We start from the raw sequence: 13529 nt of genomic DNA, 5'->3' as shown, positions 1-13529 counted from the left end.
CAATGCAATGATCATGCCAACTTCTATCCCTCTGTTTTATAAAGGAATTTAAAATACGAATTTTACCCTATCCAATACTCGCGCAAAAACTTGCGCAGAATGCGCAGATCGTTTGCAAACATTGCGCAAAAAGTGATTTATGCTGGAAAGTGCGCAAGAAGTTGCGCAGATTTGGCAATTATTCCATATGTTAACTACTTTGAGGCTCACGGAGAAAATAACTCAGCAAAATGATGAGACCCATTTTTGTCACGCAATTGACACAAAATGTCATGTGTTTCGGGAATGAAAATATGAGCTTTCAAGTACTTAGCAAGCGACAAAACGAAGAACCCTGAAAAGATCGTTACAAATCGTGTCACTTTTTCTTCCCTCTGCGCACCTCATTATAACGTCCCAAAAGCCCCGTAGATTCTTCCTCGATAGCAAGCCTGACATGGCAAGTTAATGGTGAAATATACGATATTCCGGCTAATTAGAAGCCATACAGCCATTTTCTCCCCAAGAGAACTCAGATTATCGTTGCCCAAAAAATGTGAGTTTATTTCCTTGGCGGACTCATTTTTTGACGCGTATTCCTGCATTTTTTTGGCACTAATTTACTTAATCCTACCTTGATTGACAGACGCGTTAGTCATAAGGTCAAAAACAGCGTAGAGGGAAAGGGAAACAGCAACGCGAGTTACGCCAATCACCTCCATCCGCAATCGCCTGTATTTGGGAGTGCCGGATTTAACGTCCGTCTCATAATGGCAGTATTCATTTCGCGGACTTGGTTTGAGTCCGTCGTTTATCGATGAGAACTATGGCTAATCAATCTATTTCTCCGTCTGAGAATGACCCGCGTCATCAGGACGACAACCCGCAGAACCACACCCCAGACAGCGCTCCCACGGAACGCAAAACGCCCGGCAAGAAGCCGCTGATTATTTTGGCTATTGTCGTGGTGGTCATGCTGATCATCGGCCTGTTCTTCTGGCTGACCAGCCGCAATATCGAAACCACCGATGACGCCTTTACCGACTCCGACGCGGTCACCCTCGCCCCGAAAGCCTCGGGTTACGTCACTCAACTGTCGGTGAAAGATAACCAGTTCGTTAAACAGGGCGACGTGCTGGTGGTCATCGATCCACGCGATAACACCGCGCAGCGCGATCAGGCGCAAGCGCAGCTGGGACTGGCGATGGCGCAGCTGCATCAGGCGCAAGCCGCATTGGATCTGGCGAAGGTTCAGTATCCCGCGCAGAAAGATCAGGCGCTGGCGACGCTCGCCAAAGCGCAGGCCAACTACCTCAATGCGCAGGAAGATGACAAACGTCAGCGGGGCGTCGATCCGCGAGCCACGTCGCAACGCAACATTGACGCCGCCAGCGCGCAGTTAAGAAGCGCCCGCGCGGAATGGGAAAGCGCCAAGGCACAGGTGGAAGTCGCCTCGCAGGTCGCGTTGCAAATCCGCCAGCAGGCCACCAACGTCGAAGCGCGTCAACGGCAGGTTGAACAGGCGCAGGCCCAGCTGAATACCGCCAACCTTAATTTGTCCTACACCGAGGTTCGCGCGCCCTACGACGGATTCATCACTCGCCGCAACGTGCAGGTCGGCAGTCTGGTCCAGCCGGGCACGGCGTTGTTCTCTCTGGTGTCCCCGAACACCTGGATTACCGCCAACTTTAAAGAGTCACAGCTGGAGCGGATGCGGCCCGGCAATAAAGTCGAGATCAGCGTAGACGCATGGCCGGATATGAAGCTCGAAGGCCATGTCGACAGCGTGCAAATGGGATCCGGTTCTCGCTTCTCCGCGTTCCCGGCGGAAAACGCCACCGGCAATTACGTGAAAATCGTGCAGCGCGTTCCGGTGAAAATCGTCATTGATAAAGGGCTGGATCCGCAAAGACCGCTGCCGCTGGGTCTGTCGGTTGAGCCCAAGGTGACGGTGGAATGAGCCAGAACCAGAGTTGGCAGCCGGCCGGGAATCCCTGGCTAGTCGCCATTACGGTCACGCTTGCGGTGTTCATGGAGATCCTGGACACCACCATCGTCAACGTCGCCCTGCCGCATATCGCGGGTTCGCTGTCCTCCAGCTATGACGAGTCGACGTGGGTGCTGACATCCTATCTGGTCGCCAACGGCATTGTGCTGCCTATCTCGGCGTTTCTGAGCCGCGCCTTCGGCCGTAAGCTCTTCTTTCTGCTTTGTATTGTGATGTTCACCATCTGCTCTTTCCTGTGCGGTATCGCAACAGAGCTATGGCAGATCATTCTGTTCCGCATCTTGCAGGGCTTCTTTGGCGGCGGCCTGCAGCCCGTACAGCAGTCGGTGCTGCTCGATTACTTCAAACCGGAAGATCGCGGTAAAGCCTTTGGTCTCTCGGCGATTGCGGTGATCGTCGCGCCCGTCATCGGGCCGACGCTCGGCGGGTGGATCACCGATAACTACAGCTGGCGCTGGGTGTTCTTCATCAACATCCCCATCGGCATCCTGAGCGTGCTGGCGATTTATCATCTGTTGGAAGATCCGCCGTGGGAACGTAAGTCGGCGAAGGGCAAACTCAGTATCGACTACATCGGCATCAGCCTGCTCACGCTGGGGTTGGGCTGTCTGCAGGTCATGCTGGACCGCGGCGAGGACGACGACTGGTTCCATTCCAACTTCATCATTACCTTTGCCATCCTGACGGCAATCGGACTGGTGGGGGCGATCTACTGGCTGCTCTATGCCAAAAAGCCGGTGGTCGATCTCCACTGCCTGAAAGACCGCAACTTCGCGGTGTCCTGCTTGCTCATGGCGGGCATGGCGCTGGTGATGTACGCCAGTGCGGTGGTCATCCCGCAGCTGGCGCAGCAGGATTTGGGCTATACCGCGACCTGGTCGGGGATGATCCTTTCGCCGGGCGCGATTCTGGTGGTGCTGACCATCCCGTTAGCGTTGAAACTGATGCCGCTGGTGCAGACTCGCTGGATGATTGCGTTCGGCTTCTCCACGTTGGCAGCCTCGTTCCTGTATTCGTCGACGCTGGCGCCGAACGTGGATTTCTACACGCTGATATTGATGCGTAGCGCCCAAACCATCGGACTCGGTTTCCTGTTCGTGCCGCTCACCACTATCGCCTTCGTGTCCATTCCGCAACGGCTGAATGCGGATGCGTCCGCCTTGTTCACCATGTGCCGTAACGTGGCCGGGTCGATCGGCATTTCGCTGTCCACGGCGATGATCACCGAACGGCAGCAGGTGCATAGCGCCAGCATGGTCCACACCATGACGCCGCTTAACGAACCGTTCAATCTCGCGTTGGAGCGGTTGACGCACGCGGTCAAAAATTTTTCCACGATGGCGGGCGATCCGATGTCCATCGCCACCGGCCAACTGTATAAAGAGATGATTGCCCAGGCGCGTATCCTTGCCTACATAGACGTTTTTACGGGCCTCAGCATTATCGCTCTGCTTCTCATTCCTCTTTGTTTGCTGCTTTCTCCCATCAAGAGCAAAGGCAGTGCTGGAGCACACTAACATGAAGGTTTCTTCACCCTATTCCTATTCACGAGCCGGAACGGTGATCGCCGTCTTGCTGGCGCTGTCGGCCTGTAGCGTCGGCCCGGATTATCAGGCGCCAAAACCCGCCACGCCGGGGTCGTTCAACGATATGGCGTCCGACAGCGCATCGAAACCACTGGCGGCGGACATCAACCCCAACTGGTGGAAAACGTTTAACGACCCGCAGTTGGACAGCCTGATCGACCGGGCGATTTCCGGCAACCTGTCCTTACAGCAGGCGGTACTCCGGATCGCCGGTTCGCGTCAGCAGCTGAATCAGGCGCGCGGAGCCTGGATGCCGTCGGTCAACGGCAGCGCCTCGGCACAGCGACGTCAAATGGGTCTGAAAGGGCTGATGGAGTCACACAATGTGTACGGTCAGGTAGATCAGGTCGATCCCAATCTGACGTCATCGCTTGATAGCCTGACCCAACCCGTCGGCCTGTATCAGGGGAGCTTCGACGCCTCTTGGGAGCTGGATCTGTGGGGCAAGGTACGTCGTCAGGTCGAAGCCGCCGATGCGCAACAGCAGCAGTCGATAGAAAGCCGGAATGATGCGCTGGTATCGCTGGAGGCCGAAGTCGCGAGAACCTATCTGCAGTTGCGCGGCGCGCAGGCCGCGCACCAAACGCTGGAAAGCCAGATAGCGATAGCGCAGCAGACGCTGGAACTGACGGAAAGCCAGCAGCGCAACGGCCTGTCTCCGCAGATGAACGTGGAAAATGCCCGCGCCCAGTTGAGTTCGCTGCGTGCACAGCTGCCGCAGTATCTGGCGCAGGTGCAGCAAGCGATGAACGGGCTGTCCGTGCTGACCGGACAAGTTCCGGGGACGCTGGACCATGAACTGACAGCCGTGAAAGCTCTGCCGACGCTACCCAAGGCCGTGCCGGTCGGTGTACCGTCGACGCTGGCGAGACGCCGACCGGATGTTCGTCAGGCGGAAGCACAGCTGCATGCCGCCACCGCGAATATCGGCGTCTCCATCGCGCAGCTGTTCCCCGACCTGTCGCTGACCGGGCAGCTCGGCATGCGCAATACGGATTTCAGCTATATGGATAACTGGAGCAGCCACTTCTATAGCTTCGGCCCATCGGTTTCCATTCCGATATTCCAGGGCGGCCGTCTGGTCTCCGGCGTCAAACTGGCCCGAGCGGAACAGGCCAGCGCGGCATTGGGCTACCGTCAAACCGTGCTTACCGCCTTGCAGGACGTGGAAAACGCGCTGATCAGCTACCGGACCGACCAACTGCAGGTTGAAGAGCTCGATCGCACCGTCGAAGCGCAACAAAATGCGTTCGAACTGGCGAGTGACGGTTACAGCAAAGGTCTGACGTCATTTATTGAGGCGCTGGACGCACAGCGGCAGCTGGCGCAGGCGAAACAGCAGGCCATTATGGCGCGCGTGCAGACCAATCTGGATCTCGTGGCGCTGTATAAAGCGCTGGGCGGCGGCTGGGAATCTTACCAGCAGGTCAAACTGCCGGAGTTCCCGGTCTTCGGTCCAGCCGAAAGCTAATCTTTGCCATCAAGGCGGTCTGTTGTCACGGCCGCGCTGTCCCTCTCTGCCGCCAGACGTGTCTTCGTGCTGGCGGTTTTTTATCCCCCTTCCCTGCTCTCTGCGAACGGCCATACATCCTGCAACCCACGGCGGCATAACGTCGAGGGTCCGCGAGAGAGTGTCGGCGGACCGAGGCGCGTTCCTAAAGGAATGAGGCCACCGGTTCACCACGGCAGAGCGCCATACAATGCAGTACACTGAATAGGACAATATTCTCTCTTCCAACTCTTAGCGATCAGGTACGGGTAGAAGCATGTTATTGACTTTATTAGCGATAATCGTGGTATTCATTGTCATTCCCGCCGTTTACCTTCATAGGCCCGAGTTTGTCAAAATCAGTGTTCCGGAAGTGAAAGCAAGCGACTCGGACCATTATCAGCAAGGCCAGTTTCACAACCTCGAGGCCACCCCCGTCTTTACCGGTAGCGGTAATTTTGCCACGTTGATGCTGGACTTTATCCTGCACGGCAACCCGCGTCGTCGCCCTAAACAGCCGCTCCCGACAGTCAATACGTCGCTGTTGGCGTTGCCCGCCGACCGGGACGTCGTTATCTGGCTTGGTCACTCCTCGTTTTACGTGCAGCTGGCGGGAAAGCGCCTGCTGGTCGACCCCGTGCTTAGCCAAAACGCCGCGCCGGTCCCATTCGGAAACCGCGCCTTTCGGGGCACTAATCCCTTCACGCCGGCCGATATGCCCAACATCGATTATTTGCTGATGACCCACGACCACTGGGACCATCTGGATTACGCCACCCTGATTGCGCTCAAGCCCAAGGTAAAACAGGTGGTCTGCGGGCTGGGCGTGGGCCAATATTTTCGCGCGTGGGGATTCGCTCACGAAAGCGTTCATGAAGCTGACTGGTTTTCCGAACTGAAGCTGGGGGATGGCATCGACATTTCGCTCTTGCCCGCCCGCCATTTCTCGGGAAGATTATTCAAGAAAAACCAGACGCTGTGGGTGTCTTTCGCTCTGCAAACGGCTGAGCGGCGCCTGTACTTCAGCGGAGACTCAGGGTACGGCGCGCATTTCAAAAAGATCGGCGAGCAGCTCGGCGGTTTTGATTTCGTCGCGCTCGACAGCGGTCAATATGACGAACGCTGGTCGCACGTTCACATGCGACCGGAAGAGGCCGCTCAGGCCACGACGGACCTGCGTGCGCGAGCCCTGTTGCCCGGCCATATTGGTAAGTTCGCGCTGGCGCAGCATGACTGGAACGATCCGTTTGTTCGTATCGACAAAGCCAGCGAGCGTCATGACTGGCGGCTATTGACGCCGATGATCGGCCAACCGCTGTGGCTGGACGACAGCGAAACGACGTTTGAACGCTGGTGGGAAAAAGTCCCTCGCTAATTGTTTCCCGATGCCCGCGGGGATAATCAGCGAGGGAAAATGCGTAGGTGATCGGGCGGAACCCAAACGCCAGGCGATGTGGCGCGGGTATACTCGGGCGCTTATGAACCGCTCACTTTCCCTCATGGTTTCTCATGGACGGTTTACCAATCACGTCTGACTGAGCACATTGCCATTCCAGACATCGCCACGATTAATCACATGAGCATTGTTATAAGCACTGGCCATGTTTTTATTTTTCAGCGGACCCCAGACATTATTCCACGGCATAAAAAACGTGGCCTGAGGATAGGCAGAGAGAATGACGTCCACCATATTGCCATAATCCAGTTGGCCATCGAGCGTCAGCGGCCCTATTTCCGGAAAGGCAAAGGGTTTATTGAGATCCACCATTTCCTGATAGCCGTATAACGTTTGCGGATTATCTAAATACATGTCCAATCCGGTAATATCGACATAAGCATGGCCGGGATAATAGTCTGATTTATATTGGCGGTGCGCATCCGGTGAATAGACCCACAGCAAATTATTGAGCCCTTTGCGATAGGTGAAATAGTTGAACATATCCTGATAGAGCATTTTATACAGTTCCATACGCACGGTGTCGCACGTTTCATATCCGGACGCCCCCCACCAAAACCACTCGCCATTCATTTCATGCAAGGGCCGATAAAACACCGTAATACCACGACGATTTAATTCCATCAGCCCCTCGGCGATGCGATCCAGTATTGCCAACCAACGCTGCCGCTCATCGGAGCCAAACGCCAAAATCCGCGAAAATTGTTCATTACTGATCGGCTGTTTCAGCGCACCTCCCCCCGTTCCCGGATTGTTCCCCGCATAAATAGGATTCGGCAGATGATGACTGATAGCCACTAACCCGCCCTTCTCCCAGTGCTTGATCAGCTCGGCATTGCAGCCATAGTCGATCAAACAGGCCTCCTCGCCCGGTTCGGTAATATCCCAACCGCGCGCGTAATCCGCGCCGTAAATCGCAGGAAATTGCCCCGTAGTCGCGCAAATCGCTTCCGCCTGCCGCATTGAAAAAGCATCTTCGCCGGTAATATGGGTGTACCCGCCAAACGCGCCGGAGATCAGTTTTTTATTTGAACGCGACGGTAAATCGGCGAGCCAGTGATAAATACGGACTGCGGTATCATCCGCATGTTCATTCGCAGTATTTAATTCTGTTTTATCGTTCATGGTCATACTCCTCATTATTAAATCATGGCTTAATATTCATTTCCGCTATACTTAACGCGGTCTAATGAGGGTATCACTGCCAATAGCGTATTAAATAAGCAGTGGTTGTGTCGGAAATAGCACAACACAATCTCCTTGAATTATTTCCGTAAAAATATCGAGCGCGGGAAATAAACTCGAAATTGAATTAATGAGATGGGTACAGTTTTGTAGCTATCGAAAGTAACGATAGTTTTAAATCACTCATGATTAGTGCGAAGGATAATGACGCTCTAGCGATAAGAGATATTATCTGTTGGGTGAATCACGGAATGACTCTTCGGAAAAATAACCTTTCCACTCACATATCCCCCAAGATCCACCGTGAATCAATGATTGAGTACTCCGCGATATCTCAGACAATCGACATTAAGGCTGTAAAAGCAACAGGATCGAGGCGGTCACCCACAGCGCCGTCGTGGCTAATAGCGCTCTACGAAAGAGTCGCCTGACGCCCAGATAACGCTCGGCCAATGTACGTGTCTTTCTCCCCGGCTTTAGTGACCATAACTGTGACATTCCCTTATCGAAATCGGCGAGATGGTTTTCACTCGTTATCAGTTGAAAAAGTCTTTCATCAAGCCATAAACGCCAACAAAAATAGTGAGTAATGAAAAACAACGTAAGCAGCAACGCACAGTATGGCGAAGAGAAGAAATGGCACGCAACGCCCAGAGGTGGGAGCGTTAACAGCGCCAGATAACGCCAGCTCGACAGATGGATTTGCATGATGCGATTCGTTAACGCGCTGTTCGGCATAACCGCTCCTGAAACTGTTCCAACACCCTGAGATGGCGCGGTGTTAACACCACCTGTGGTCGATGAGCGCTGGTCAACTCGACGGCGTCTTGCACGTTGGAGACGATTCTCTCCGCCAATAACCACGCGGCGACAACCACCGCGCTACGGGATAAACCGAGAGCGCAGCAGACCAAAACGGTCTCGTGGCTTTGCCGTAACTGATTTAATGTCATGACGCACTGATAGAGCGTTCGCTCGTCCGGCGCGACCAAATCCATCAGTGGACAGGCGTGCCAGACAGAGGGGGCTACACGATGAAACTCAGCGGTGAGATCCAACACGGCGCTCTGTTGAACTTCAGTCAGAGGAAAAGCCCCGAGGTAAATACCACCATGAATGGCCGAAGTGTGAGGTAAACGCCGACAAAACATGTATTTAGAAAGCCTTGCGCCCGCTAAATAAGGCAGCAGAAGTATCCGTGCGGACAGCGATAATCTCCCCTGCGCGTTTTTTTGGAAAACGCCGACGCCCACCCCGGCATAACCCACAGCGACAATGAGCGTCGAAAGTGCTGGCCACAGCGCTATTTCGCCGTAAGGAATCGTCAATCCAACAGACAAAAGCACCATCCCACTGGCCGTATAGAGCGCCGACAGGCGCACGGCCTGAGCCGATGGCCGTCGCCAACACCATCTTCCCGTCATCGGGATCGCATAGCTGATAATCACTGCGGTGATGACCCCGCTGATGACATCAATGACGTGATGTTGCCAGGTGGTCAGAACTGAGAGGGCAATCAGGAGAAACCATGCGCCGGATATTGTTTTTGCCGGCAAACCGCTCAGATGCTGCCGGAAACGCAGCCACAGCAACCACGTAAGAATGATATGTAATGACGGCGCCTGATTATAGGGAAGATCGAATTGCGCCAACTGGCGAAATAGCCAGCCAAAGATCCCCTCAGTATCAGGACGCACAAAGGTAAATTTCAGCGGGAATAATAAAAATCCGCAACATGCGATGAGCGATGCCGCCAATAACCGGTATCCATGCCGCGTCAGCTCTTGTTTTGATGAGCCAATAAACAGGGAGATGCCGTACAGAATATCAATGCTCCAATAGGGTACGATGGTCCACGGCATAAACGGAATGGCATGTTCCCAGCTAAAGACGCTGCCACCCACGTCCGGCCTGGCAGCCGTATACTGATTCACCTGACCGTAAGTCAGAAAAAATAGCGGCCCCAACAGTAACAACCAGCACAGTCCATTTTTCCAGCGGCCAAATGGAGGGGTTGAGACAGCGAATTCAGTCATGCTGTTTTCTTACCGCCATCGATACGGTAAAAATCCCATACTCATCGATTAGTTGAGCGCACTTTTCAAAGCCGGCCTGTTCCACCAGACTATCTATCTCGTTTTGAGACCGGACCCGCATCACCCAGGGGGTGTTATTGCGGTGACTGGTTAAGGTGTAGGCGATCGTTTTGAGCTGAGGATGCCAGGGCTGTCCAGTGTAAATCAGCACGCCGCCCGGCGGGATGGCCGCAGCCAGCCCTGCCAGAGACCTTTCCAGTAAGTCATTAGCCGGAAAAAGCTCATACAAACCGGAGACGATCCCCAACGTTGGCGCGGGAGCGATGGAGGCCAGAGAACCGTCATCAAAGGCATCGCCTAGCCTAAATTGCGCAACCGGACTCAGCCCTCGCGCTTCAATCATCGCCTGCCCTTTCGCCACATTCAGCTCGCTATAATCCCGCAGCAAAATACTCTCAATATCAGGCTGATGTTCCAGCGCATCCAATACATAGCGCCCATGCCCGGCGGCGATATCGACAACGCGTATCGGCAGATTTTTTTCTCTCAACGTCGTCAAGGCTTGTTGGATCATTTGCTGGATATGAACTTTGCGGATGCGGATACCGCGCCAACCGATGCTGTTGAGATAATAACGGTCAATGAGACGCCCCAAGATACCTTTGCCTTCTGGGATGTTGCGATAGACATAGTCGAGGGTGCTGCCAGAATCGAAGCCGGTATCAAACCCCAACTGCATGCCTGTTGAGCGAGTGCCGAGGGTTCGCATGACGTAATTCAGTGCGGTATAGCATCCCCCTTCTAACGAAAGCGGCTTTGGCGGTACCTGCAATTCACGATACGCATCGGCGCTGGGGCTCCAGCGATCTTCGTAACGGTAATCGAACGTCTCAACGTCACGGCTATAGAGGCGCGAAATGAAATTTCGCATTTTATCGAAGGCAATGTGCCGATCTTTCTCACCCAACGTATCGTGATAAAAGCCCGGTAAAACATGCTGCTCTTTTACGGCGCTGCGCAGACGCGCATAGAATTGTTTTTGCGGCTTGGTGCGCACAACGAAGTCATCGCCAGAGATCAGTAGTTGGGTAGGCAGCGTAATCGCTGAAGCATCAGAAACGATGCGTTTAGAGGTGACATTGAGGTCCAATAAAATATTGACCGCGATTTGCCGCGAAATCAATTTGTCCTGCTCAAAGCTGGCGATACGTGCCGGATCGTGGCTCAGCAGCTTCCCTTTCACATAGGAATTGACATAAAACAGGCCACGAATTCGCTGTAACAATCTCAAACCCGCATGAGCAAACGGCACGTAGAGTTTGACCTTAAACGCCGGCGACGCCAGCACCATACCGCGAATTTTGGGCGCATAGTCATGCACCCACGTTGACACCAGCACCGCTCCCACGCTTTGTGCGACTACAACGATATCTTCGCCACTGACATTGGCATTCGACGCCACAAAACGGACAAACTCATCGACATCTCGCACTGAGCGGGCGAGGCTCGGACTGTAGCCCCTCTCGCCGGGAGACATCCCGTGACCGCGCGCGTCCCATGCGTAAAATTGCGTGTCCGGCATGTTCAGTTCATCGACAACATGCTGCAATCGCCCTGAATGCTCATGTCCACGGTGAAATAGCACGATGACTTTACGCCCCTCTCCGACTAAAGCGGGCCAGTGTCTGAAATACAATGACGTATTATCACTGGTTAAAAAACTTCCATCCTGAAATAGACGAGCATCCTCACTCATGATATTTCCCTTGTGACATTCTGCTGGAATGTAAAAAGCCATTTAAGACGTTATCTTTTGAAAAATAAGTCACAGGCAAAATAAAGATGCGGTATGCAATAAGGTTCATGAGCACACCTTAATAATATAAATAGTAATAAAAATGGAAAAACAATGGCGCGGTATACATTAGCGAGTCCAGGCGGTCTAATATGCCGCCGTGCCCGGGCAATAAATTACCGGTATCTTTAACGCCGGCGTCGCGTTTAATCGCCGACATCACAACATCACCGCAAAATCCGCCGACGCCGATAATCATCCCCGCGCCTAATGAATAAAGCCAGTTCATCTGCGTCAGCACCGGGCCTAATATCGTGGCCAGCAACATCGTCGTACCGATTCCCCCCAGCAGTCCCGCCAGGGTTTTATTCGGGCTGACGGTGGGCGTCACCTTGATTTTTCCCAGCGACTTACCCCAAAGATACTGTGCGATATCGTTGAGTTCCGTCAACGCGACCAGAAAGATGACCAACAGCGATCCCTCACGGGCGCCCTCTTTCGGCAACACCAGTAAAAACGCCACGTGGCTCAGTGCAAACACGGTCATCATCATGCCCCAATGCATCACCGACACCGAATGCAAAAAACCTCGGGTATTGCCAATGGCGACCATGCGAGCAGGTAAAATCAAAAACAGATAAACAGGAATAAAAATAAGGAACATGCCATACCACGACATGCCGATTAAAAGATATTGCAGGGGGATAGCCGCATTCATCCACAAGAGAGGACTATTTGGGGAGGGCCGTATGAGGGCCAGACCGGTATATTCTTTTAACGATAGAAAGCTGAGCAATCCAAAAAACGTCAGAGCGAGCCATTTCGGCGATACCATCGCTAAAGAGAACAGAATAACGATGATCCACCAGCTGTTCATCCTCTGCTGTAACTCAACCCAATCTTGCTGAGGACGACATTTTTGCAGTAGGAGTATCGCTATTGTCGCCAAGAATAAAATGCTGAATATACCGCCCAGACAATAATATAACGTGTGGGTTGCGCTAGGCATCTCTGGACTCCAATGCCCCACGGCAACGGTTAATGCAGGTCCATATAAGTAATAAAACTGCAATCATCAATACGATATTCACTAAAACAGCATATTGCGCCCAGATGGCGATGCCGAGGCCTAATGCGCCAAAGAGAAATGCGCGATCGCTTTTCCCCAGTGGGCCACGATAGTTTCGCTGATGCGTTAATGTTTGAGTGAGGACACCACAAAACTCCGTTAGCCCGGCAAGCAAAACGACAAGGACAACCCACCCCGGCCAAACGCCTGACAAGAAAGCGAACGGGAGGTAGAGCGCCGCGTCGGAGATAATATCCCCCACTTCATTCAGCACCGCGCCCAGCGTTGTCTGTTGGTTAAATTCCCGCGCCAGCATGCCATCCATCGCATTCAGCGCCATACGAAAGAACAAATATATCGGCAGGAAACCGAACAGAACAGGCACCGGATACAACATCAAGACACTGCCCAGAGCCACCGAGAGCCCCATCGCGAGCAGCGTCACCTGATTTGCCGTGATTCCCCAACGATGTAATGTCACGACGATAGGCCTCAAAAGGCTTTGAAATTTCGGCTTAATATCATACAGCGTCACTCGACAGCTCCTGTCCATGGTGAGGATTATGCATCGCTCTGTTCCCTGAATTGCCTAGCGTGGTTATGCGCTGAGTGATGATCGTCTGGAAAACAGGATGTAGCTCCTCGCGGGGAAACGCACATTGCGGACATTCTGTGTCCCTACGACATCAAGAATGAAGAGAGCCGATAAATGTGGCCCTCCTTCGGCATTCACCGTCGAGCGTCTTTTCCTCGGTAGTCATCACGCTATTCCACCATCGCCACTATGCCGAGGACGTGGGTTCTAATCAACTTTAATGTACTCATCTAATGCCATTTTTATCTGTTTGCGCTAGGGGTTTGCCGGTGGCATTTCGGGGGATGAAGCTTGCTTGTCGGCCTGATAAGTCTTGTCGGGCGTGAGGGGA

At 53.4% G+C, this 13529-nt stretch carries 10 protein-coding genes; 4 read left to right on the top strand and 6 right to left on the bottom strand.

The annotated features are described in order from the left end of the window. The first annotated feature begins 805 nt into the window (after positions 1–805). From AU509_RS15685 to AU509_RS15670, 4 genes are all read left to right on the top strand, one after another. Positions 806–1939 carry an HlyD family secretion protein gene (locus tag AU509_RS15685; RefSeq protein ID WP_409359769.1) on the top strand — a complete coding sequence of 378 codons (1134 nt, stop codon included), beginning with the start codon at positions 806–808 and terminating at the stop codon, positions 1937–1939. Next, positions 1936–3504 carry a DHA2 family efflux MFS transporter permease subunit gene (locus tag AU509_RS15680; protein ID WP_094118787.1) on the top strand — a complete coding sequence of 523 codons (1569 nt, stop codon included), beginning with the start codon at positions 1936–1938 and terminating at the stop codon, positions 3502–3504. The genes AU509_RS15685 and AU509_RS15680 overlap by 4 nt, the downstream gene beginning before the upstream one ends. A 1-nt stretch (position 3505) precedes the next feature. Beyond that, the gene (locus AU509_RS15675; RefSeq protein WP_094118786.1) at positions 3506–5044 is read left to right on the top strand and encodes an efflux transporter outer membrane subunit; all 1539 of its coding nucleotides are present in this window, start codon (positions 3506–3508) and stop codon (positions 5042–5044) included. A 295-nt stretch (positions 5045–5339) separates the two neighbouring features. Continuing rightward, positions 5340–6437 (top strand): MBL fold metallo-hydrolase, encoded by a 1098-nt coding sequence (locus AU509_RS15670; protein WP_085653606.1) that lies wholly within the window; start codon positions 5340–5342, stop codon positions 6435–6437. Between the two features lie 150 nt (positions 6438–6587). On the opposite strand, the gene AU509_RS15665 is transcribed toward AU509_RS15670, so the two are convergent. The 6 genes from AU509_RS15665 to AU509_RS15640 form a co-directional block, all read right to left on the bottom strand. Further along, the gene (locus tag AU509_RS15665) at positions 6588–7643 is read right to left on the bottom strand and encodes a glycosyl hydrolase (protein WP_094118785.1); all 1056 of its coding nucleotides are present in this window, start codon (positions 7641–7643) and stop codon (positions 6588–6590) included. A 408-nt stretch (positions 7644–8051) separates the two neighbouring features. Then, positions 8052–8441 carry a hypothetical protein gene (locus AU509_RS15660; protein ID WP_094118784.1) on the bottom strand — a complete coding sequence of 130 codons (390 nt, stop codon included), beginning with the start codon at positions 8439–8441 and terminating at the stop codon, positions 8052–8054. Beyond that, positions 8423–9739 carry a phosphatase PAP2/dual specificity phosphatase family protein gene (locus tag AU509_RS15655; RefSeq protein ID WP_094118783.1) on the bottom strand — a complete coding sequence of 439 codons (1317 nt, stop codon included), beginning with the start codon at positions 9737–9739 and terminating at the stop codon, positions 8423–8425. Before AU509_RS15655 ends, AU509_RS15660 begins: the two co-directional genes overlap by 19 nt. After that, a complete protein-coding gene (locus tag AU509_RS15650; RefSeq protein ID WP_094118782.1) occupies positions 9732–11495 on the bottom strand; it encodes a bifunctional alpha/beta hydrolase/class I SAM-dependent methyltransferase in 1764 nt (587 codons plus the stop codon). Before AU509_RS15650 ends, AU509_RS15655 begins: the two co-directional genes overlap by 8 nt. Positions 11496–11613: 118 nt before the next feature. Further along, entirely contained in the window at positions 11614–12543 is a 930-nt protein-coding gene (locus AU509_RS15645; RefSeq protein ID WP_094118781.1) for a phosphatidate cytidylyltransferase, read from the bottom strand. Beyond that, complete coding sequence (locus tag AU509_RS15640) at positions 12536–13138, bottom strand: CDP-alcohol phosphatidyltransferase family protein (RefSeq protein ID WP_085653610.1); 603 nt, start codon at positions 13136–13138, stop codon at positions 12536–12538. Before AU509_RS15640 ends, AU509_RS15645 begins: the two co-directional genes overlap by 8 nt. Positions 13139–13529: the final 391 nt, after the last annotated feature.

Source organism: Lonsdalea britannica (assembly GCF_002111595.1).
Classification (GTDB): Bacteria; Pseudomonadota; Gammaproteobacteria; order Enterobacterales; family Enterobacteriaceae; genus Lonsdalea; species Lonsdalea britannica.
The sequence above is the reverse complement of the archived record's forward strand: the minus strand, read 5'-3'. Positions and strand labels throughout refer to the sequence as shown.

Coding starts and splice junctions, on each gene's coding strand:
- AU509_RS15685 (WP_409359769.1), top strand. CDS start 806: ATGGCTAATCAATCTATTTCTCCGTCTGAGAATGACCCGCGTCATCAG.
- AU509_RS15680 (WP_094118787.1), top strand. CDS start 1,936: ATGAGCCAGAACCAGAGTTGGCAGCCGGCCGGGAATCCCTGGCTAGTC.
- AU509_RS15675 (WP_094118786.1), top strand. CDS start 3,506: ATGAAGGTTTCTTCACCCTATTCCTATTCACGAGCCGGAACGGTGATC.
- AU509_RS15670 (WP_085653606.1), top strand. CDS start 5,340: ATGTTATTGACTTTATTAGCGATAATCGTGGTATTCATTGTCATTCCC.
- AU509_RS15665 (WP_094118785.1), bottom strand. CDS start 7,643: ATGAACGATAAAACAGAATTAAATACTGCGAATGAACATGCGGATGAT.
- AU509_RS15660 (WP_094118784.1), bottom strand. CDS start 8,441: ATGCCGAACAGCGCGTTAACGAATCGCATCATGCAAATCCATCTGTCG.
- AU509_RS15655 (WP_094118783.1), bottom strand. CDS start 9,739: ATGACTGAATTCGCTGTCTCAACCCCTCCATTTGGCCGCTGGAAAAAT.
- AU509_RS15650 (WP_094118782.1), bottom strand. CDS start 11,495: ATGAGTGAGGATGCTCGTCTATTTCAGGATGGAAGTTTTTTAACCAGT.
- AU509_RS15645 (WP_094118781.1), bottom strand. CDS start 12,543: ATGCCTAGCGCAACCCACACGTTATATTATTGTCTGGGCGGTATATTC.